Below are 19,645 nucleotides of genomic sequence, written 5' to 3' on the forward strand. Positions count from 1 at the left end.
CGTTGAGGCAATTGCACAAACGAGAACTCCCAAGTCGCGTGCCGGGCACGTAGGAGAAGTGACCTGTGAAGGCAAGGTCTATAAGCTTTTTGGACCGACTTCGCGGGAGAGGCCCCGGCGTCAGGGCCTTGCAGGACGACGCATGAGAATGACTTCCGAACCCGGATCTTCAGTCGCGGGGACGAACCCCAAGCTTTCGTAGAGAGCGGCCGCAACGGTGTTTTGTCGCACGACGCGCAGCGTGACCGACGAAGCGCCCGTTGTCGTAATCGCGCGATTCATCAGTTGCCGGCACAGTTCGCGACCGATGCCACGGCCTCTTGCCTCCGGAGCGACGATGATCCGGCCGAGATGCACCGCGCCTTCCTCGATCACCCAGTATTGCCCGAACGCTACCGGGGATCCATTGCCCTCTGCTAGGCACAACAACTCCCCGTCCGGCTGCACCAACCGAGTCGGCAAATCCGCGGCGAGGAACGGGTAGGCCAGGCGAGGTCCGGCCCAACGCCGACACGACTCGGCGTCCGGTATCCAGGCGGCGAGAGCCTCGAAATCCTCAAGCTGCGGTGTGCGGAGGGTAAGCGGCATATCAGTTCACTAGGTCACCAAGGAGACCGACGCGGGGACGGAGCTGCAAGAAAGCGCAATGCACAAGGGATAATAGCGCAGCGCCCTCGACCAGTAGACGAAGGCCGACCAGTCTCGCGAGATGCGCTATGGAGGAGGTGCCGTTTTTGCGGTCCTTCAACGTATGGCGAACCGTCGGTTGCTGCAGTGCCCCAACACGCCGTGTGGCGATTGAAGCGCGGCTCAGTCAGGAACGGAGAATGAAGCTGAAACGTGTCTTCGAGCAGGGGCAACGGTAGAATTTTCGTTTGTTCACACGTCTTCAATCATCATGCCCCGCATCTTCGTTCAGCGGTTCACCGTCGACGAGCAGTCCATCGACATCAACGGCCACGTCAACAACCAGGAGTTCGTGCGCTGGATGCAGGATGTCGCCACGAGCCACTCGGGTGAGCAGGGCTGGCCAATGAAACGGTACTTCGCGGAGGGAATGACCTGGGTCATTCGTTCCCACTTCATCGAGTATCAACGTCCGGCTTTCTTGGGCGACGAATTGCTCGTCGTCACCTGGGTAGCCGCGATGGAGGCGCGGACGTCGCCACGGCGCTACCGTTTTTTGCGTGCTGCCGACGGCAAGACGGTGGTCGAAGCGGAGACGAAGTGGGTTTTCTGCGATCTACGAACCGGGCGGCCGCGGGATATTCCGGAGGCTGTGCGAGTTGCGTTTCCGCTGGTGACGGACGAAGAGGAAGTCGCCGCTACCGTTAGCGGGCTGCTCGCATCAGCGCAGACCAAAGGCACGAAAGCGGCGGTGGCTTAGGCTGCTGGCCGTCGTGGGCGGCGTGCCCGCCGCACCCCGTCATGCAAGAGGGCGGCAGGCTCGGCCTTTCTCCGCGGGCTCAATGCAGCTTCTTGATGTCGTCCTTCATATCGCCGTAGGCTGATTGCACTCGACCGCCCGCCTTCTGCAGCTTGCCCTTGGCTTCCAATTGGCGGTCGCCCGTAACTTTTCCTGCCGTTTCCTTGGTCTTGCCCTTGAGTTCCTCGATGCGACCCTTGGCTTGATCCTTGTTCATGATTCGCTCCTGAAGAAATCGTGACTGAAGGTAACGCCGCTCTCGTCTAAACGAACTGGCGAGCGGCAGAGTTTTCAGGGCAAAACGCGTGCCCCCATTCATCGATGAACGGTAGAACAAGACGGGTTGGGACTAGTGGCGGCGACGCCCGAAGCGCATGTACAGATAGCCGCCTGCGAGTCCCCCAAGGTGCGCGAAGTGGGCTACGCCTTCTTGCGTCCCGGTAACGCCGAGCACCAATTCGAGGATTCCGTACATCGCGACGAATACCGGTGCTCGCATCGGTATCGGGGGAAAAAGAAGGATCAGGCGCCGCTGCGGGAACAGGCGCGCAAAGGCATAGAGCAGTCCGAAGATGCCGCCGGAAGCGCCGACCGTCGGATAGTAGGCGCCAGTGAGCGTCGTGACGACGAGTTGCAGTGCCGCGGCGGAGAGGACGCACACGATGTAGTAGGTGAGGAAGCGTTGTGATCCCCACACCCGCTCGACATCGCTACCGAAGAGGTAGAGACCGTACATATTGACGAGCAGGTGTGTCAGCCCACCATGGACGAATCCATAAGTAAAGACCTGCCAGGGCATGAAGTTTTCCCCGAACGGCCATAGGGCCAGCAGCGCGAGTGGCAGTTGTCCGAGTACGCCTTCGGAGAAGAAGACGATGACGTTGATCAGGATGAGCGCTTGTGTAACGGGAGGCATGTATCGAAGCTTCTTATGAAGGAGGTAGATGAAAGAACGGGGACAGGCCGAACGAGGCAAGGGTGTTCGGATAGGGGAGGAGCAAGAGCCGAGCTAACCCGACTCTATACCATCGAATGAAAGTTGCGTTCAAGGTTCATTTTTCCGGAAAATTTCGTACGTCGGACGCATTTCCCGCCGGTGAGGCAAAGATCGCGGGGTTGCCTTTACGCTCTCGGTGCGCACAATAACGGGTATCCCAAGGACGTTTGAGCATGAAGCAGTTATTGTTTGCAGTTCTCGCTGGACTCGCGGTACCGGCCGGCGCCGCCGTCATCTCGGGACGAATCGTCGCGGTCAACGACGGTGACACGTTGACGATCGAGAGCGAGGCGCATAGTCAGAGTCCGGTCCGCCTGCTTGCCGCAGACGCGCCGGCGCGCGCGCAGGATTTCGGCGAACGTGCGACAGCCAACCTTTCCGCCATGGCATTCCATCGGCTGGCGCAAGCCGACTGCCCGAAACTCGGCCGCGATGGCACGCCGCTCTGTCGGGTAGTGGTCGAGGGTCAGGACCTGGGCCTCGAACAAATCCGCGCCGGCATGGCGTGGTGGTATCGGCCGGATGGCAGCCAGCAAAGCCCGGACGAGCGTGCCGAGTACGAACGAGCGGAGTTCCAGGCCAAACTACGCCGATACGGACTATGGAATAGCAAGAACCCGGTGCCGCCGTGGGATTGGGGGCGTGTGCCGGCGCGTTCGCCGCTCCGCTGAGCTCCAGCGATACGTCGTTGAGGAATTTCCTCCGACGACGGCGGCTCAAAGCCAAAGCGTCGCAGCCGACGCAGGGGACGCTGAGGAGTAGAATGCCGTTGTTCTCAACAGCGACCCGTCTCAAAATGTTCCCCCGGTATTGGATTGCGCTGCTCTTCGCGCTCTTCTGCACTTCGGCTCTCGCATGCCGCCAGCACCCCCTCACCAACCCGGAAAACGTAAGGATTAGCGGCGATTCCGTAATGATCGTCGTGCATCAGTCGTCGACCTACGACGCCCGGTTTTCCACCAAACGCGGCGTGGACGAAGCGGTCCGGTTTGCGAAGAGCGAGAAGATTCCCGTCATCTATCTGAAGGACGATACGCCGGAAACGTACTACTTCATGAAGGACTGCGCGCCCGATTACTGGGTTTATTCGGGCGGTGGCGAAGTCACCTTCGATGTTCCCGTGTCGAATCTCTACATCGTCGGCGGTCACCTCGAACATTGCATGTCCACGGCGCTGCATGACATTCTCTATCAATGGGCGCAGCGGGCTCCGCGGAACTACACGGTCACGTATTTCATGGATGCCATCTATTCCAACGGCAAGATGATCGAACCGGGCGCTCCGTTCTACGCCGACTTCGAACGCTTCATGAATGTAGTGACGTACGGCCGGCCGGGCGGTGAGCACTGGCCGAAACTAAGCCTGCTCGAAACGATGGGAATCATCGTCGACCAGGACGACGAGCTCGAATACATCAAGAGCATCCTGCCACGCTGGGATACCACGTTCAGCAAGGATTACCGGGTCGAGGTCCGTCTCAACGATTCGGTGACCAAGGTGTTGCGCGCAGGCAAGGGCTGGAAGCCGCCGACGTTGTCTTTCCGCTTCCTCGACTCGGCGCTCGATCTGCTCGACCCGCCGCCTTCCATGCGCAACTGAGAAGTGGCTCGGTAGCCGATTGGGCCCGGCCGCCGATTGCGGCAGACCGGGCCTCTGCCGATTACAACGGTTGCAGCCCGATCGTGCCGACCAATCCTTCGCGATAGGCCGGTGAGCGGACACGTTCCAATTCCGCCTGCGCCTCTTCTCGACGCTTGGCGAGCGACAGGCGGGCGACCACGCCGCTGTTATAGGGCCGGCCGATGAAGTCATCGAGAGCCGCCACGCCACGTACGAGCCGGGCTTCGTCGCCGCGCTGCTTGGCGTCTAGGCGATCTGCGTACCAGTCGCTGGCAAGGACGCTTTCGCGTGTGAATAACGCACGCAGTTTCGGCGAGTCGAGCGTGTAGCCGTCCGCGCTCTTCCCCTCGGCCATGATCTCGAGCAAGGCCTTGAGCGGTGGGCAGGCCATTTCCACCGTGCCGTCCTTGAAATAGTGCTGCGCGACGCGCCGATGCGTGTCGACGATGTTGTCGATGCCGTCGACGAAGACCTCAATATCCTGAAGTTCGGGACGCAGCATTTCCTCCGTGAATACCGAGTGCGGGTGCAGGAAGATGCGGCCGAAGTAGAGGCTGGTGAAGCGCGACGTCATGCGATAACCGAGCCGGCTGGCAAGAACCTGTTTGCCGTTATGCTCGAAATCGATCAGCCGCTCAAGAGCGCCTTCGCGCACCAGATTTTCCGCCTCGCGCTCTTCGGGGCTCATGCGGGCAAAAATTTCCGGCACGAGCAGGCTGACGTCATGATCGACGCGCATGTTCGGGCCCACGTAGCCGGCCGCCGAGACCCAGCCGTCGTAGCCGGTCAACGCAAAAGAAACGAAGGCCGCGTTGAGATCGATGATCGCCGGCAACATGTTGAACGGCCCCTTGGTGAGCGCGCCCTCGGAGCCCGCGCCGGTCGTCGACGGCGATTTGCCGGTCATCGAGCTGATGTACTCGATGAAGAGTTCCGGCAGCTCCATGTAATGCAGGGGGTTGTATGGGCACAGCGGTCGGATGCCTTCCTCGGGCGGGTTGTTGCGCCGCCCCGTAGCGACAACGTGAACCGGCGTCAGCGCTGGCGCGCTGCTCGGCAGTCTCCGGAAGAGTCGCATCGAGAGCTCGGCGGCAGCCGTCTCCCCGGGCTTTGCGATGTCGGGTCGCAATTGCAGGTAACGCGGGTTCTTGGTCGGTTTGCCGTCGACGATGCGTGGGTGGGCCGATGAGACGAAATAAGCCGGCGAAGCGCCATCGGGCTGGGCCGCGGCCGCCTTGACGAGGTTCTGCATCGGCGCCGTGAAAGCGCTGAACCCGATAGCGTCGTCGACGAGGTCCCGGGCATCCTTCGCCTGCAGTGGCTGGAAGTTGGACATGAAGGCGTCGGGCAGCGCGATGTCGGCCTCGGCCTGTGCATCGTACCCGCGGTGGATGGCATCGTCCGGGCGCTGGAACAGATAGCGTTCGCAGTTCTGCACGTACTTGCGCGAGAGCTTGGCATCGCGGCCGTCGCGCCCGTCGTTGGCAGGCGGGACGACAACGCTCACCGTGATGTCGTCTTCGGTCTGCACTTTGGCGGCGGGGTGGAAATCGTGCCGCAAGCCGAAAACGCGCCAGGAACCGTCCTTCTCGAAACCGACGCGCAGCGTATTGACGAGCAGCTTGCTGCCGTCAAGCTTGAGCGAGTAGCCCTGGCGGCCGTTGATTACGTCTACCGAATAGTGCGAGCGCCAGTTGCCGCCCCACTCGGGACGATGGAAACGCTTGACGACGAACACGAGCTCCTTGATGTGCGGCGGTATCGCGCGCAGCCAGACGTTGTACTCGTCGTTGTAGTCGGGGGACGGCGTGAGCAGCTTGATCACGCTACCGACCGAGCGCTCGGCGCTGAGGATCAGACGGTGGTCGGTACCGTTCTTCGTTGGATCGCGGAAGCGCTCCGAGAAATCGCGGGCCAGAATGGCCGCCACCGCGTCCATGTCCTTTTCCAGATCCGGAACGTATACATAGCCCTCGAGGATCGCGTCCGCGAGCGCCTTCGAGATTTCGGATTTGCCGCCGCCCGACACAGTCGCCGGTTTATGGCAGGAAGTTGCCTCCGGCGAGGTGCCGACAAGGTTCCATTGGCGCGGGTTGGCGCGCAAACGCTCCATTTGCACCCGGAAGCCGTTCGGCCCGATGTAGGCCGTTTCTGCCTTGAGCTTGATCGAAGCCGTTTGTCCGCCGGGCTGTTTCCACGACACGGTACCGGTGCGCAGGCTGAAGGTCGAGGCTTCGGGAACGAGGACGATGTGCGGCTGTTCACGGTCGAGCGCGTGGCCTTCCGGCTGTGGAGCGAAACGCTCCGGATCGCGGCGCAATACCTCGGCGATCGAGTACGTGCCGTCTTCGGTCAGATCTATATACTCGCTGCCTTCGTTGTAGCTCGGGAAGACGAGTGCGCCGCCGGAATGTTCTTCCTCGGCTGAACCGTACAGATTGGCCGAGTAGCTGATCTGCGTCTTGACTTCCTTCTTGCAGTACCCGAAGTAGTTGTCGGCGATCAGCGTGATGACGACGCCTCGCTCGTCGCGCGCGCACAGCTTGAACGCGTTGCCGCCGTTGTACGGTTCGTCGTCGTTGCGGTAGCACATACCGTCGCGCCGCTGCAGCTCAGTCGCGTCGTCCCAGTGCGGCAGCCCGAGCTGACGTTTCGGAACGCCGGCAATGTGCGGGGCGAGAATCACACAGCCGGTATGGCCGGTCCAGCCCTCGGGGTCCAGCGACGCATCATTTTCCGGCAGATAGGGATCGCCACCGTTGCCGAAGATGTTCTCGACGAAATCGAGGTTGGCAACCATCCCGCCCGGAATGAAGAATCGCGTCTCCATCCGTTTTTCGCGCGTGAAGCCGGGGACGGCGGGGACGACGAGGGGGCGCAGCAGCATCGAGACGAAGCAGGCCGCCGGCGCCGATTCGTTGGCCGTGAACGGCAGCCGCATTGATTCTTCCGGCGGGTTGAGCGCCAGGGCAAGCAACCGGGCGAAGGTGACTTTGGGCACGGCCAGTTTATCGTCGGGAATCGGCAAACCGCCTTCGACGAGGTGGAAGACGCCGGCCGTCGTGCGCCGGTCGCTGGCGGGGTTGTGCAGCACGCCGTTACGCAGGCGGTAGCTGCTCAGAAGCGGCGACTGGAACATGTCGCCGTTGGCCGGAAGCGAGAGGCCGCGCGCGAGGCCGGGCTGATCGAGAATCAAGGTGCGTGCCGGCAACTGCGGGACCGTTCCGACTTCCGCAAGGTAGCTGTTGAGGAAGTCCTGGATGCGCTGGTCGACGGGACTGAGTCGATCGGCCAGGCGGCGGGCCAGTTCGCGTTGCCGGGCGAGAATCGGTTCGACCAGCCGCGTGGTTTCCGAGCCGTGCGCGGCGGCGTGGGGTAAGCCGAGCAGCGCGAGACGCAGGTTGATCGCGGCGTGGAGGTCTTGCGAGGAGAGAGGAACGGGGGAGGTGGCGTGCTTGGAATCCAATTGTCTACTCACTGTCTGAACGAGGCGGCGTGGGAATTGAACCGGCGCGAAACTCCCGCACCGGTGGCGCATGCGTCGTCGATTTGACTGTCGTGCCACGCCGTTGTTCAGCGAAATGTGGCGCACGCGCGCAAGGCGGCCGAGTTTAGCAGAGCCTTCGCCCTTTCAGATTGCATCGGCGGATGTTTCGGATGGTCGGCGAGTGCTCGCGTGTTTAGAATGTAGCCCCTTTGACATCTTTGACTGCCTCGACAATCGAGGGTGAGTTGCTGTGCATCGCGTAGTTACGAAAACCCGTCGGCACGACGGGATGTGGATCATCGAATTCGGCCCATGGCTGCCTTCACTCGAAGACGCACGAACCTGGGCCAGGACGCTGCAGGATCTCGGCTATATCGTGCGGCTCGAGAACATGCGCGGCGAGGTGGAGAGCCCAGCATAGCGGGCGGCTGGAAAAGCGGAGGTTAGGAATGCGGCAGAACCTGAGTTTTGTCACGCTCGGCGTGGGCGATCTGGCGCGTAGCCGAGCGTTCTACCGGGCGCTGGGCTGGCGCGAATCGAGTGGCAGCCAGGAGAGCGTTGCCTTTTTTGATGCCGGCGGCGTGGTGTTCGCGCTGTTCGGGCGCGCAGCGCTGGCCGAGGACGCGGGCGTTTCGGGGGACGGTTCCGGATTCCAGGGAATCACCCTGGCGCACAACGTCGAATCCGAAGCGGCGGTAACGCGGACACTCGAAGAAGCGGTCAACGCCGGGGGAAAACTCGTGCGTAACGGTGAGAAGGCTTCTTGGGGTGGTTTCCGTGGTTACTTTTCGGATCCCGACGGTTTTCTCTGGGAAGTCTGCTGGAACCCCTTCTTCCCGCTCGGTGCAGACGGCCAGGTCCAGCTGCCCGCTTGAGCAGGGTGCGAGCCGTCGAAGGCTTCTTGCGGATATCCGGCGTCCGGGGGTGCCGGCTTATCCTGGTGGCGTTGTCGTGTGCTTTCGTAGGGGATGTGCTCGCCGATGAGTGCGACCAGCTGCCGCCACCGTCCGTTACGCTAAAACGGATCGAGGAAGCGGTGACGCTTGATACCACGCTCGGCTACCGCGACCTGGGCGTTCTTGCCGCCTCGTTGGCGCGACCGAACGCGCGCGTTCTCGGGCTGACGCGAGGCAAGATCGCCGTCCGGTTCGATGCCCGTACCGCGTATTACGTCGAGCGGACCCAGCGCTGGGAATGCGCCAGTCCGCAGCTTACGGTCAGCTACGGCTTCAGTCCCGTGACCGTTTATGTCGCGCGCGAAATCCCGCAAGGTTCCTGTGCTTACGACGCGGTCTACCGTCATGAGCAGCAACACGTGAAGATTTACCACGATCATCTCGTGGCGATCGAGAAGCGCCTCGCGGAAGCGTTGCAGAATCGGTTCTCGACCGGCAAACCGTGGCGCGGGCCGGTCGGCGAGACGAGGGCGCGATTGCAGCGCGAACTCGATGAGCGCTGGATTCCCTTCTTCGAACGCGAAATCGGCCAAGCCGAGCCTGCGCAAGCGGCCATCGATACCCCAGAGCAGTACGCCCGGGTGGCGGCGAGTTGCAACGGCGAAATCGAGCGACTAATGCGCTGAGGTTTCACGGCGGCGCTGAGCTTTCCCGGTGTTCAACCGCCGGCGCGCAGGATGCGCGCGTGGTGGGTGAGATGGTCGGCCATGAAGGTCGAAATAAAGTAATAGCCGTGATCGTAGCCCGCGTGTCGCCGCAGCGTGAGCGGCTGTCCGGCGCGTGCGCAGGCGGATTCGAAGAGGTGCGGGTTCAGTTCCGTGGCCAGGAATTTGTCGGCCAGCCCCTGGTCGATGAGGATGCCTTCGGGAAAGGCGGCGTCCATGCGTCGGCCGATCAGCGCCGTCGCGTCGTGCGCCGCCCAGCGGGCTGTGTCGCCTCCGAGGTAGCCGGCAAATGCTTTTTGTCCCCAAGGGCACTGCGCCGGCGCACAGATCGGGGCGAACGCCGAGACCGACTTGAACAACTTGGGATGCCGCAGTGCAAGCGTGAGGGCGCCGTGGCCTCCCATCGAGTGGCCGAAAATACCCATCCGGGCGCCGTTGACAGCTTGCGTCTCGACGACGAGGCCGATGAGTTCATGCGTCAGGTAGCTTTCCATGCGGTAATGGCGCGACCAAGGCGGCTCGGTGGCGTCGACATAGAAACTCGCCGCTTCGCCGAAATCCCAACTTTCCTGTTCTCCGGGAAGACCGGCGCCGCGCGGGCTGGTATCCGGCGCGAGCAGTGCGAGCCCGAGCTCGGCCGCGACGCGTTGCGCGCCCGCCTTGGTCGGGAAGGTTTCTTCCGTGCTTGTCAGCCCGGCGAGGTAGATGAGCAGCGGAACGGGCGCCTGCGTTGCCTGCGGCGGCAGAAAGAGCGCGAAACGCATCGGCAGCCCAATCTCGCGCGAGGCGTGTCGATAGAAGCGTTGCACACCGCCGAAGCAGCTATGCTCGCTGATCAACTCCAAATTTTGCGCGGCCGCCATCAATACACCACTACCGCGCGGATCGATTCGCCACGCTCCATGAGTTCGAAGCCACGGTTGATTTCGGACAACGGCAGCGTATGCGTGATCAGATCATCGATATTGATCCGGCCTTCCATGTACCAGTCGACGATGCGCGGGACGTCGGTACGGCCGCGGGCGCCGCCGAAGGCCGAACCTTCCCATTTGCGCCCGGTGACGAGCTGAAACGGCCGGGTGCTGATTTCGGCGCCTGCCGGGGCTACGCCGATGATGATGCTGCGCCCCCATCCCTTGTGTGTGCACTCGAGCGCTTGGCGCATGACCTGCGTGTTGCCGATGCATTCGAAGCTGTAGTCGGCGCCGCCGTCGGTGAGCTGGACGATGGCATCGACGACGTTTGCGGTGGCCTTGGCGTCGATGAAATGCGTCATGCCAAAGCGACGTGCCATGGCCTCGCGCGCCGGATTGATGTCGATGCCGATGATCTTGCCGGCGCCGATCAGGCGCGCGCCCTGGATTACGTTCAAACCGATGCCGCCGAGCCCGAAGACCGCGACGTTGGCCCCAGCCTCGACCTTGGCCGAAAACAGAACGGCGCCGATACCCGTGGTAACGCCGCAACCGATGTAGCACACCTTGTCGAAGGGCGCGTCCTCGCGAATCTTCGCTACCGCGATTTCGGGCAAAACGGTGTAGTTACTGAACGTCGAGGTGCCCATGTAATGCAGGATCGGCGTGCCGTCGAGGCTGAAGCGGCTGGTGCCGTCCGGCATCAGCCCCTTGCCTTGCGTCGCGCGAATGCTCTGGCAGAGATTTGTTTTGCGGCTTAGGCAGAACTTGCACTGCCGGCATTCCGGGGTGTACAGCGGAATGACGTGATCGCCGGGTTTCACCGAAGTGACCCCGGCGCCAACGTCCACGACGAGGCCGGCGCCTTCATGGCCAAGGATCGCGGGAAAAATGCCTTCCGGGTCAGCGCCAGAGAGCGTGTACTGGTCGGTGTGGCAGATGCCCGTGGCCTTGATCTCGATCAGGACTTCACCCGCCTTGGGGCCGGCCAGGTCGACGGTTTCGATGGTCAGGGGAGCACCTGATTTCCAGGCGACAGCAGCTTTTGTTTTCATCGGTTGGCCGGATCGAGTTGGAGGGTTGATCGTGGAAACACGGGATGGTCATCCCGAATTCCGAGTGGTACGGTAGACGGGCCGCCATGGGCGGAGTTCATTCGTTGCCATTTCCCCAGAAGACCATGAAGTTGAAGCGTTACCTCATCACTCTCGCCCTGCTCGTCGCTTCCATGCCCGCGTCGGCGATCTACATCTCTGAAAAGATGGTGAATGACTATCTCGAGAAGAAGATCGCCGAGAAGAACCAGAAGGACGTCAAGGTGCTCAATTCGCACGTGGCCCTGCTCGATGGGTATGCCTCGATCTGCGCCAGCGTGCGCAGCCGCTACCTCGCGAAGGATGTCGACTTCTGCGCCGACATGACGCCCGCGTGGCGGCAGGAAACAGCGTCGCTGCACGCCACGCGCATGGCCCTCGTCTCGTTTGACGCCCCGGGGGTCCCGCCGCAGCAAATCGAAGCGCTGAAAACGCTGCTTAATCAGATCGTGTTGCCGCGGCTGGAGGGCGTCGAGCTGTACCGGACCGAAGAATTGATCGGAAAGCGGATTTCGAGCGTCAAGGTCGTCCCCGGGCAACTCGACATCGCGATGTAGAAGAAGGTATTGCCGCGGCCAAGAGCCGCCAGCCCCACGAGCCAGTGATAAGATCGTCGAGCGATGTGAGGATTGCCGTTTCCGTATCGCTTGATTTCGGATCTCTTCGTCGAACAGAAAAGTACCAAGGACAAGGTAGTTCCATGACCAGGGACCCCGCGACTGCCGATATTGCCGGCGACGACTTGAGCGCCCAGCGCTTCAGGATGCTCCGGGACATCGCCAAAGACCTTGCCGGCGACGTCGTCTTCCCCACCTGCTTCGACGCCGCGCTCGGTCTGCGCAAGAAGCTCCAGGACCCAAACATCAGTGCCTCCGGCATCGCACGCATCGTGGCCGCCGAGCCGCTGATCGCCGCAAAGCTCTTGCAGCTGGCCAACTCGGCGTATTACAGCCCGCCGGGCGAACAGGCGCGCGACATTCAGGGCGTCATCGTGCGGCTTGGCGTAGACGTCGTGCGTACCACCGCGCTGGCCATTGCCATGCGGCAGTTACTGCGCGCCAAGGACATGGCGATCTTCAGCGATCTGGCTCAAGCACTCTGGGAGCATTCGATCAAGACGGCCGCTGCGGCGCACGTCGTGGCGCGCGTGCACACCCGGCTCGATCCGGGCGAAGCGCTGCTCGCCGGGCTGGTCCATGATCTGGGTGCGTTCTACATGCTGTATCGGGCGAGTCAGGATGACGATTTGCGCGTTCGGCCCGACACCATGAAGCATCTCATCATGCAGTGGCATGAGAGCGTCGGCGTCTCGCTGCTCAATGCCCTCGGGCTGCCGGAAGAGATCGTCAACGCGACGATCGACCATGACCGGCCGCGTAGCGTGCCGATACCGCCGCGTTCGTTGGCCGACGTTCTCTACGTCGCCAATGGGTTGGCCGGTGCTCAGTTCGAGTGGCTGCTGCAGGACATCGTTCCAGTGCCGGATGAGACGCGCGCACTGCGCGAGCATTATGGCGATCTCCTCGGCGACATCAAGGCCGAAGCCGCGGGTATGACCGGTGTTTTCGTCTGAGTTCTTGCCGCAGAACTGAAAACCGTGGCCAGGGTCCTATAATTATGACGGTCGCGACGCGGCGGGTTCGCGGAAGGCACGTCATCGTAGCAAGTGCGGTTGGGACCGCAGGAGGCCACCATGAAATCGAAGAAAGTTCTCCAGATCGTGCGCGCGCTCGACTTTGCCGCTTGGGCGCATTCGTCCCAACGCCGTAAAGGGGGCGAGGGTGAACCGTACATCAACCACCTCACCGAGGTATCGCGCCTGGTGGCTCAGGCAACCGGCGGCAAGGATGCGACCTTGATCATCGCCGCCTTGCTGCATGACGTTCTCGAGGACCAGGGCAAGCATGTGAACTACGAGATGCTCGTCGGCAACTTCGGCAAGCGCGTGGCGAAGATCGTACGCGAGGTGACCGATGACATGTCGTTGCCCAAGGCAGAACGCAAGCGTCTGCAGATCGAGCATGCGCCGCATTTGTCGCGCCGAGCCAAGATCCTGAAGATCGCCGACAAGGCCGCCAACCTCAACTCGATTATCGAAAGCCCGCCCAAGGACTGGTCCGTGCAGCGAAAGCGCGAATACTTTGCCTGGGCGGCCGAAGTGGTGGCTGGCTGCCGCGGCGTCAATCCGTGGATCGAATCCGTCTTCGATGAACGTCTGGGCGAAGGCAATTTTTGAGGCTTGAGCAACGCGCACCGGGGCGGCAAAACGTTTACTTGCCGCTCGCGAAGACGGAAACGCGGGCATTGAAACGAGTAGCACCTCAACAATAAAGAGAACGACCTCATGACTTCATCATTGATCGAATTTATTCGCTCGCTGCCGAAAGCCGAATTGCATTTGCATATCGAAGGCTCGCTCGAACCGGAATTGATGTTCGATCTGGCTCATCGCAACGGCGTTGCGCTTCCCTACGCTTCGGTCGACGCCGTCCGCGCGGCTTACGAGTTCGACGATCTGCAATCGTTTCTCGACCTTTACTACGCCGGCGCCGCCGTGCTGCAGACGGAGCGCGACTTCTACGATCTCACGCGTGCCTACGTGCAACGTGCACGTGCGGATGGCGTGCGTCACACCGAGTTGTTCTTCGATCCGCAAACGCACACCGTACGCGGTGTGGCGATAACGACCGTGTTCGCCGGCATCGCCCGCGCGCTGCGCGAGGCGAAGGCGGAGGACCGTTTCTCTGCGCTCATGATCCTGTGCTTCCTGCGCCATTTGAGTGAAGACGATGCCTTTGCCACGCTCGATGCCGCGTTGCCGCTGAGGGCCCAATATGCTGATCTTTGGATCGGCGTAGGGCTCGACTCGGGAGAGCGCGGCAATCCACCGGAAAAGTTCGCCCGTGTTTTCGCAAAAGCGCGCGAGCAAGGCTTGCGCCTTGTCGCACACGCGGGCGAGGAAGGGCCGGCGGCTTACATCAAAGATGCGCTCGACGTTCTACATGCCGAACGCATCGACCACGGCGTACGGTGCGAAGAGGACCCGATCCTGGTGAAGCGACTTGCCGAAAGCGGTATTCCGCTGACCGTCTGCCCGTTGTCCAACCTGAAACTGTGTGTCGTGAAGGATCTGCGTGAACACAATCTGGCGCGCCTGCTGCGCCAAGGATTGCGAGTCACGATCAACTCGGACGATCCGGCTTATTTCGGCGGCTATATCGGCCGCAACTTCGTGGCCACGGCCGAAGCACTGAATCTCACACGCGAAGAGCTGCGCCAACTCGCACGCAACAGTATTGAGGCTTCGTTCGCCGGGGAAGACGATAAGCGGCGCTGGCTGGCGGAGATCGGCGCTCTTCCGCTGGAATGAAGAGGGTAGCAAGCGGGGAAACGAGCGAACAAACGAGCGAGTTCCCGGAATCGGCTGAGTTGCCCGACCTGCAAACGCTCGCCGCGCGCAGCGCGGAATGGATAGTGCAGGCGGATGGGCTGTTAATCACGGCCGGAGCCGGCATCGGCATCGATTCCGGGTTGCCCGATTTCAGAGGGCCGCAAGGATTCTGGCGGGCGTATCCGACGCTTGGCAAGGCGGGGTTGGCGTTCGAGGAAATCGCCAGCCCCGAGGCCTTCGTTCGCCATCCTCGCCTTGCGTGGGGGTTCTATGGCCACCGACTCAATCTCTATCGCGCCACGGAACCGCATGTGGGCTTCGGAATCCTCAGACGCTTCGGCGAAAGCCGGCCCCGCGGTTGCTTCGTCTTCACAAGCAATGTCGACGGCCAGTTCGTCAAAGCTGGCTTTGATTCGATGCGCATCGTCGAATGCCACGGTTCGCTGCATCATTTGCAGTGCCTCGATCGTTGCTGCGACGACATCTGGCCGGCTGACGCTTTTCACCCCGAGGTCGACGAGACGCATTGTCTCTTGATCTCGGACTTGCCCCTTTGCCCGCGCTGCGGAGGATTGGCCCGCCCTAATGTACTGATGTTTGGCGATTGGGGATGGCTTGAGGAACGCAGCGACGCGCAGCACGAGCGTTTTGCCGCTTGGCGCCAGAAGGTCGGGAAACTCGTCGTCATAGAGGTCGGGGCGGGTACCAGTATCCCCACGGTTCGCCGGCTCGGCGAGTCGATCAACGGCGTGCTGATCCGCATCAATCCGGACGAACCGCAATTGCGTAGCGGGCAAGGGGTCTCCATCGCGTGTGGCGGACGTGCCGCCCTGGAAGCAATCGCAGCGGCGATGGAACACGAAACGAGGTGAGCGCGATCAAGGGACCTCGCTCCCTGGCGTTGAGGGTTGAAAGTTGGCGGCAAGGCGGCGAGGCTCATCAGCGGCGATTCGCAAGCGCAGCAAAGAGCCCTTTCCGTCGTATAGGACGGATAAAGGAACCTCGTCGCGCGAAGCGTGTCCGCAACGTGACGAGCAATTCAGATCTCCGGTTGTCCAGCTTAGCCGTAGTCTTGAGAATCGAAATACCGTTCGCCAAGTAAATCGCCTTGACGCTGGCAACAAGGTTTGCCAGCGTATCGGGCTTCTTTTCGTTATCCCTGCGGTGTCAGGTAGGATCGTGTTCCGACCCCGTGCGGTTCGCTTTGCCAACGACAAAACGTGGAATCAACTCACCCAATGCACGCAGCCCTGCCTTTACGCCATTTCCTGCTCGCGCTCGCCGTCGTCGGCGTCTGGGGCAGCAACTTCGTCGTCATCAAACTTGCGTTGGGGCAGTTGCCGCCCTTGCTGTTCGCTGCCCTGCGTTTCACGCTTGTCCTGTTGCCCGGGATGTTTTTCCTCCCGCGTCCGACAGTACCTTGGCGAAACGTCGCGCTCTATGGCTTGCTCATCGGCGTAGGCCAGTTCGGGTTGCTCTACGTCGCCATGAACGGGCACATATCGCCGGGTATCGCCTCCCTCGTCGTGCAGGTTCAGGTCTTTTTCACGATCGGCCTGTCGATGCGCCTCACCGGCGAACGCGTGCGCTTTTTTCAGTGGGTGGCCTTGCTCCTCGCCACCGCCGGGATCGCGGTCATCGTCCAGCATACGGACGGCAGCACCACGATCGCCGGCCTGACGATGGTCGTTCTTGCCGCGCTGGCCTGGGCGGGCGGCAACATCGCGGCCAAACAGGGGCAGCCGGCGAACATGCTGGCTTACGTGGTGTGGTCCAGTGCGTTCGCAATTCCGCCGCTTTTTGCGCTCTCGTTGTGGCTGGAGGGATGGGGGGCGGTCGTCGCCGGCGTGCGTGACGCCGACCTCGGCGCATGGGCGGCGATTGCGTGGCAGGCTTGGGCCAACTCGCTGTTCGGTTATGCGATGTGGGGCTGGCTGTTGGCCCGGCATCCGGCGGCGACGATTACCCCGATGGCCCTGTTGGTGCCAGTCTTCGGAATGGGAACCTCGGCGCTTTATCTCGGGGAGACGCTGCCAGCCTGGAAGCTCACGGCAGCGACGTTGGTGTTGGCCGGTTTGGCGCTCAACCTGTTGTGGCCTCGGTTGCGTCTCCGGCTCGCGCGAGGCAACGCCACCTAATTGCCGCGTGCGAACATGAACGGGAGTAACGAGGAATAGGCGCTGCGGTTCGCCTTATTGACCCCGCCGTTCGGCCCGGTCGAGCGCCTCAAGGTACTCGATCATCAGCTGCGTTGACTGCACCCCGTTGTAGTCGTTGATTGCCAGACGAAAGGCGGCACGGATGCGTGCGCCGGGCGTGGCGCCGAAATTGAACTGAATCGCGTCCAGGCGCTGCTCGCCCTTGCGCAAACGCAGCTTCAGGTGTTTCTCCTTGAGCACGCGCTGGCTTTCAACGATGAACTCGTCTTCGAACAACGGCGCGGGGAACCCCTGACCCCATACCTCGTTTTCGAGCAGACGCACGGTGTCGATCGAAAAATAGCCGCTTTCCAGCGGCCCGTCGGTTTCCAGCGTCCGCGAACGGTCGGCGGGGGCCAGGAGTTCGTCGACGACGGTGGCGAAGAGATCGCGGAAGCGCGCGAAATCGGTTTCCAGGATCGTCGCGCCAGCCGCCATCGCGTGACCGCCAAAACGCAGCAGGAGGCCGGGCGCACGTTTTGAGACGAGGTCGAGAGCGTCGCGCAGGTGCAATCCGGGGATCGATCGCCCCGAGCCCTTGATCTGCCCGTCGGCGACCGTCGTATCGCCGCGGGCGAAGGCGAACACGGGGCGGTGCAGTTTGTCCTTGATGCGCGACGCGAGAATTCCGACCACGCCCTGATGCCACTCGGGGTCGAACAGCGCCAGGCCGGCACCTTCGCTCACTGCGACATCGTCCAGATGCAGCAGCGCCTGCTCCTGCATATCCGATTCGATGCTCTTGCGTTCGCGATTGAGCGCATCGAGCTGCTGCGCGATCGATAGGGCGCGGCCCTCGTCGTCGGTAATCAGGGCTTCAATGCCGAGCGACATGTCGGAGAGCCGCCCGGCGGCGTTGAGACGCGGTCCGACGATGAAACCGAGGTCGAGGCTCGTCGCCTTGGCCGGGTCGCGGCCGGCGGCGCGGAAAATGGCGCGCACGCCGGGATTGAGCTTGCCGGCGCGCATGCGCTTGAGGCCCTGGTCGACGAGGATGCGGTTGTTGCGGTCGAGCTTCACGACGTCGGCCACGGTGCCCAGCGCCACGAGGTCGAGCAGGGCGCCCAGATTGGGTTCGCGGCGACCGCTGCCTTCGGCGAACCATCCGCGCGCGCGAAGTTCGGCGCGCAGGGCGAGCATTACGTAGAACATGACGCCGACGCCGGCGATGCACTTGCTCGGAAAGCGGCAATTTGGGTGGTTCGGATTGACGATGCACGTCGCTTCGGGCAGTTCGTCGCCCGGCAGGTGATGGTCGGTGATCAGCGTCGCAATGCCGAGTTCGTTCGCCCGCGCCACGCCCGCGATGCTCGCGATGCCGTTGTCTACGGTGACGATGAGGTCCGGGCGCAGGCTGGCGGCAAGATCGACTATTTCCGGCGACAGTCCGTAACCGTAGGTGAAACGGTTAGGGACGATGTAATCGACGCTCGCCGCTCCATCCGGGGTCGCCGGACCGATCATCGCCCGCAGCGCCCGGATGCCTACGGCGCAGGCCGTGGCTCCGTCGCAGTCGTAGTCGGCCACAATGACGATGCGGGCCTGCGCCTCGATGGCGTCGGCGAGCAGCGCGCCGGCCTGTTCGGTACACGTCAGGGTGCCCGGTGGCAACAGCCCCTTGAGTTCGTAATCGAGTTCGCTGCGCTGCTCGATGCCGCGCGCGGCGTAGATGCGGGCGAGCAGCGGATGCAGCCCCTGTTGTTCGAGTTGCCATTGAATGCGCGGCGGGGCCGTACGGGCCTTCAGGGTTGTCATGCCGCTTCGTCCTTCCTTCGCTGACTGGCCAATTGCTCGGCAAGTTGACGCAGGGGCGTCGGCCGCCGCCAGAGCTTCCAGGCATCAAAGCGCGCATGATCAGCGGTCAACGTACCGAAGGCGGTTGGCGCCACGAGGTGCAGACGATCGATCTGTCCCTTCCTCAATGCTTCTCCCAGAGGCATGAACCAGTCGCGGTCAAGGTCGGCGAGCACCGTCCGGTAGGCGGCCGCATTTTCGTATTGAACCGGCCGCAAAAGCTGATCGAGAACGACGAGGTGATGGCTGTCGGCGGCCGCGTGCTCGAACAGTCGCCGCGCATCGACCGGCAGCCGGTGGCTCGGAACGCCTGCCGCGCGGGCGAAGCCGGCGGGTAACGGGGCGGCGCTCCAGACGCCGTCAAAGTCGCTTTCGCGGCGCTCGGGAAGCGGCCCGGCACCCCACAACCAGAGACTATTGACGGGCAAGAGGCCGGCACGCTCGCGTTCGGCGTTGAGCGGCAGGGTATGCAAAAGCATCTGGACTTCGTTGAGGCTCCGGCGCAATTCCCGCGCGTCGGTGGCGCCGGCGAGAATCTGGTCGACGCCACGGCCTGCGACGGCCGAAAGCGGCGGCAGATCGGAGTGTGCCGTCAACATAGTGTCGGATACTTCGAGATACCAACGCTCCGGGGCGACGGCATGAAAACGGCCGAGGTCGCCGAAATGCGCGTTCAGCGCGGCGACATAGTCCCTTGCCGTGTCCGGCCCCAGTTCGAACTGGCTGGCATCGGCGAGCACGAGGCGATCCTGGTGGAAGCGCAGATGCACCGGGTCGGCGGCCATCCAGGTGGTGGAGGCCGGGTCGATGGGCGCCGTCTCGCCCAGCAACCGGAAAGCCGCGTGCGAGGTGCCGGGCTCATGGCCAAACAGCGATGAGAGCGCATGTTCCTCCGGCTGCACCGGGCCGACGTCGACGTGGCTACGGGCTAATAGCCGTTCGAGCCCGGGACAGGCGAGGTCGGAATAGGTGGCTTCGTCGGCAGGTTCCGGCCAGAGCAGTTCGGGAACGAAGAGGGTTAGCGGCATGGGGCCAATCAGAACTTCGGTTGCGGAGATTCGGCCGGGCGGCGAATGCCGGGGCCGGGCTTTTGGCCAGGCCC

20 protein-coding genes are annotated in these 19,645 nt (G+C 62.6%); 12 read left to right on the plus strand and 8 right to left on the minus strand.

Annotated features, from left to right (window positions below):
- Positions 1-120: 120 nt before the first annotated feature.
- Positions 121-588 (minus strand): GNAT family N-acetyltransferase, encoded by a 468-nt coding sequence (locus tag NZ453_RS14115; RefSeq protein ID WP_263771306.1) that lies wholly within the window; start codon positions 586-588, stop codon positions 121-123.
- 310 nt (positions 589-898) lie between these two features.
- On the opposite strand from NZ453_RS14115, the gene NZ453_RS14120 reads away from it, so the two are divergent.
- A complete protein-coding gene (locus NZ453_RS14120; RefSeq protein ID WP_263771307.1) occupies positions 899-1,387 on the plus strand; it encodes an acyl-CoA thioesterase in 489 nt (162 codons plus the stop codon).
- Between the two features lie 79 nt (positions 1,388-1,466).
- Here NZ453_RS14120 and NZ453_RS14125 read toward each other — a convergent pair whose 3' ends face one another.
- On the minus strand, positions 1,467-1,643 hold the full coding sequence (locus tag NZ453_RS14125) for a CsbD family protein (protein ID WP_263771308.1): 177 nt from the start codon (positions 1,641-1,643) through the stop codon (positions 1,467-1,469).
- Between the two features lie 132 nt (positions 1,644-1,775).
- Positions 1,776-2,342, minus strand: coding sequence for a rhomboid family intramembrane serine protease (locus NZ453_RS14130; RefSeq protein ID WP_263771309.1), 567 nt, complete (start codon positions 2,340-2,342; stop codon positions 1,776-1,778).
- Positions 2,343-2,596: 254 nt separating this feature from the next.
- On the opposite strand from NZ453_RS14130, the gene NZ453_RS14135 reads away from it, so the two are divergent.
- Entirely contained in the window at positions 2,597-3,094 is a 498-nt protein-coding gene (locus NZ453_RS14135) for a thermonuclease family protein (protein WP_263771310.1), read from the plus strand.
- A gap of 92 nt (positions 3,095-3,186) precedes the next feature.
- On the plus strand, positions 3,187-4,023 hold the full coding sequence (locus tag NZ453_RS14140) for a hypothetical protein (protein ID WP_263771311.1): 837 nt from the start codon (positions 3,187-3,189) through the stop codon (positions 4,021-4,023).
- Positions 4,024-4,084: 61 nt separating this feature from the next.
- Here NZ453_RS14140 and NZ453_RS14145 read toward each other — a convergent pair whose 3' ends face one another.
- Complete coding sequence (locus tag NZ453_RS14145; protein WP_263771312.1) at positions 4,085-7,510, minus strand: PPi-type phosphoenolpyruvate carboxykinase family protein; 3,426 nt, start codon at positions 7,508-7,510, stop codon at positions 4,085-4,087.
- Positions 7,511-7,781: 271 nt separating this feature from the next.
- Here NZ453_RS14145 and NZ453_RS14150 point away from each other — a divergent pair, with 271 nt between their 5' ends.
- The 3 genes from NZ453_RS14150 to NZ453_RS14160 all read left to right on the plus strand — a co-directional run bounded on the left by NZ453_RS14150 (position 7,782) and on the right by NZ453_RS14160 (position 9,113).
- On the plus strand, positions 7,782-7,952 hold the full coding sequence (locus NZ453_RS14150) for a hypothetical protein (protein ID WP_263771313.1): 171 nt from the start codon (positions 7,782-7,784) through the stop codon (positions 7,950-7,952).
- A 28-nt stretch (positions 7,953-7,980) separates the two neighbouring features.
- Complete coding sequence (locus tag NZ453_RS14155) at positions 7,981-8,406, plus strand: VOC family protein (RefSeq protein ID WP_263771314.1); 426 nt, start codon at positions 7,981-7,983, stop codon at positions 8,404-8,406.
- A 161-nt stretch (positions 8,407-8,567) separates the two neighbouring features.
- Positions 8,568-9,113 carry a hypothetical protein gene (locus NZ453_RS14160; protein ID WP_263771315.1) on the plus strand — a complete coding sequence of 182 codons (546 nt, stop codon included), beginning with the start codon at positions 8,568-8,570 and terminating at the stop codon, positions 9,111-9,113.
- A gap of 32 nt (positions 9,114-9,145) precedes the next feature.
- Here NZ453_RS14160 and fghA read toward each other — a convergent pair whose 3' ends face one another.
- Together fghA and NZ453_RS14170 are read right to left on the minus strand one after the other, a co-directional pair.
- Complete coding sequence (gene fghA, locus NZ453_RS14165) at positions 9,146-10,015, minus strand: S-formylglutathione hydrolase (RefSeq protein WP_275983203.1); 870 nt, start codon at positions 10,013-10,015, stop codon at positions 9,146-9,148.
- On the minus strand, positions 10,015-11,121 hold the full coding sequence (locus NZ453_RS14170) for an S-(hydroxymethyl)glutathione dehydrogenase/class III alcohol dehydrogenase (protein WP_263771316.1): 1,107 nt from the start codon (positions 11,119-11,121) through the stop codon (positions 10,015-10,017). Before NZ453_RS14170 ends, fghA begins: the two co-directional genes overlap by 1 nt.
- Before the next feature lie 125 nt (positions 11,122-11,246).
- On the opposite strand from NZ453_RS14170, the gene NZ453_RS14175 reads away from it, so the two are divergent.
- The 6 genes from NZ453_RS14175 to NZ453_RS14200 all read left to right on the plus strand — a co-directional run bounded on the left by NZ453_RS14175 (position 11,247) and on the right by NZ453_RS14200 (position 16,689).
- On the plus strand, positions 11,247-11,717 hold the full coding sequence (locus NZ453_RS14175; protein ID WP_263771317.1) for a hypothetical protein: 471 nt from the start codon (positions 11,247-11,249) through the stop codon (positions 11,715-11,717).
- A 143-nt stretch (positions 11,718-11,860) separates the two neighbouring features.
- Positions 11,861-12,733, plus strand: a complete 873-nt coding sequence (locus NZ453_RS14180; RefSeq protein ID WP_263771318.1) for an HDOD domain-containing protein — start codon at positions 11,861-11,863, stop codon at positions 12,731-12,733.
- Positions 12,734-12,853: 120 nt separating this feature from the next.
- Positions 12,854-13,396, plus strand: coding sequence for an HD domain-containing protein (locus tag NZ453_RS14185; RefSeq protein WP_263771320.1), 543 nt, complete (start codon positions 12,854-12,856; stop codon positions 13,394-13,396).
- Between the two features lie 108 nt (positions 13,397-13,504).
- Positions 13,505-14,530 (plus strand): adenosine deaminase, encoded by a 1,026-nt coding sequence (locus tag NZ453_RS14190; RefSeq protein WP_263771321.1) that lies wholly within the window; start codon positions 13,505-13,507, stop codon positions 14,528-14,530.
- On the plus strand, positions 14,527-15,423 hold the full coding sequence (locus tag NZ453_RS14195; RefSeq protein ID WP_263771322.1) for an SIR2 family NAD-dependent protein deacylase: 897 nt from the start codon (positions 14,527-14,529) through the stop codon (positions 15,421-15,423). The genes NZ453_RS14190 and NZ453_RS14195 overlap by 4 nt, the downstream gene beginning before the upstream one ends.
- Before the next feature lie 348 nt (positions 15,424-15,771).
- A complete protein-coding gene (locus tag NZ453_RS14200) occupies positions 15,772-16,689 on the plus strand; it encodes an EamA family transporter (RefSeq protein WP_263771323.1) in 918 nt (305 codons plus the stop codon).
- A 54-nt stretch (positions 16,690-16,743) separates the two neighbouring features.
- Here NZ453_RS14200 and recJ read toward each other — a convergent pair whose 3' ends face one another.
- On the minus strand, positions 16,744-18,504 hold the full coding sequence (gene recJ / locus NZ453_RS14205; RefSeq protein ID WP_263771324.1) for a single-stranded-DNA-specific exonuclease RecJ: 1,761 nt from the start codon (positions 18,502-18,504) through the stop codon (positions 16,744-16,746).
- On the minus strand, positions 18,501-19,571 hold the full coding sequence (locus NZ453_RS14210) for a hypothetical protein (protein ID WP_263771326.1): 1,071 nt from the start codon (positions 19,569-19,571) through the stop codon (positions 18,501-18,503). The genes recJ and NZ453_RS14210 overlap by 4 nt, the downstream gene beginning before the upstream one ends.
- Between the last annotated feature and the right edge of the window lie 74 nt (positions 19,572-19,645).

The sequence above is a fragment of the Propionivibrio soli genome (genome assembly GCF_025770765.1).
GTDB classification, from domain to species: Bacteria; Pseudomonadota; Gammaproteobacteria; order Burkholderiales; family Rhodocyclaceae; genus Propionivibrio; species Propionivibrio soli.

What these genes read in the sequence shown, in the direction of transcription:
- NZ453_RS14170 (WP_263771316.1), bottom strand. Translation starts at nt 11,121, where the DNA reads ATGAAAACAAAAGCTGCTGTCGCCTGGAAATCAGGTGCTCCCCTGACC.
- NZ453_RS14135 (WP_263771310.1), top strand. Translation starts at nt 2,597, where the DNA reads ATGAAGCAGTTATTGTTTGCAGTTCTCGCTGGACTCGCGGTACCGGCC.
- NZ453_RS14130 (WP_263771309.1), bottom strand. Translation starts at nt 2,342, where the DNA reads ATGCCTCCCGTTACACAAGCGCTCATCCTGATCAACGTCATCGTCTTC.
- NZ453_RS14175 (WP_263771317.1), top strand. Translation starts at nt 11,247, where the DNA reads ATGAAGTTGAAGCGTTACCTCATCACTCTCGCCCTGCTCGTCGCTTCC.
- NZ453_RS14190 (WP_263771321.1), top strand. Translation starts at nt 13,505, where the DNA reads ATGACTTCATCATTGATCGAATTTATTCGCTCGCTGCCGAAAGCCGAA.
- NZ453_RS14155 (WP_263771314.1), top strand. Translation starts at nt 7,981, where the DNA reads ATGCGGCAGAACCTGAGTTTTGTCACGCTCGGCGTGGGCGATCTGGCG.
- recJ (WP_263771324.1), bottom strand. Translation starts at nt 18,504, where the DNA reads ATGACAACCCTGAAGGCCCGTACGGCCCCGCCGCGCATTCAATGGCAA.
- NZ453_RS14185 (WP_263771320.1), top strand. Translation starts at nt 12,854, where the DNA reads ATGAAATCGAAGAAAGTTCTCCAGATCGTGCGCGCGCTCGACTTTGCC.
- NZ453_RS14120 (WP_263771307.1), top strand. Translation starts at nt 899, where the DNA reads ATGCCCCGCATCTTCGTTCAGCGGTTCACCGTCGACGAGCAGTCCATC.
- NZ453_RS14180 (WP_263771318.1), top strand. Translation starts at nt 11,861, where the DNA reads ATGACCAGGGACCCCGCGACTGCCGATATTGCCGGCGACGACTTGAGC.
- NZ453_RS14195 (WP_263771322.1), top strand. Translation starts at nt 14,527, where the DNA reads ATGAAGAGGGTAGCAAGCGGGGAAACGAGCGAACAAACGAGCGAGTTC.
- NZ453_RS14210 (WP_263771326.1), bottom strand. Translation starts at nt 19,571, where the DNA reads ATGCCGCTAACCCTCTTCGTTCCCGAACTGCTCTGGCCGGAACCTGCC.
- NZ453_RS14115 (WP_263771306.1), bottom strand. Translation starts at nt 588, where the DNA reads ATGCCGCTTACCCTCCGCACACCGCAGCTTGAGGATTTCGAGGCTCTC.
- NZ453_RS14140 (WP_263771311.1), top strand. Translation starts at nt 3,187, where the DNA reads ATGCCGTTGTTCTCAACAGCGACCCGTCTCAAAATGTTCCCCCGGTAT.
- fghA (WP_275983203.1), bottom strand. Translation starts at nt 10,015, where the DNA reads ATGGCGGCCGCGCAAAATTTGGAGTTGATCAGCGAGCATAGCTGCTTC.
- NZ453_RS14125 (WP_263771308.1), bottom strand. Translation starts at nt 1,643, where the DNA reads ATGAACAAGGATCAAGCCAAGGGTCGCATCGAGGAACTCAAGGGCAAG.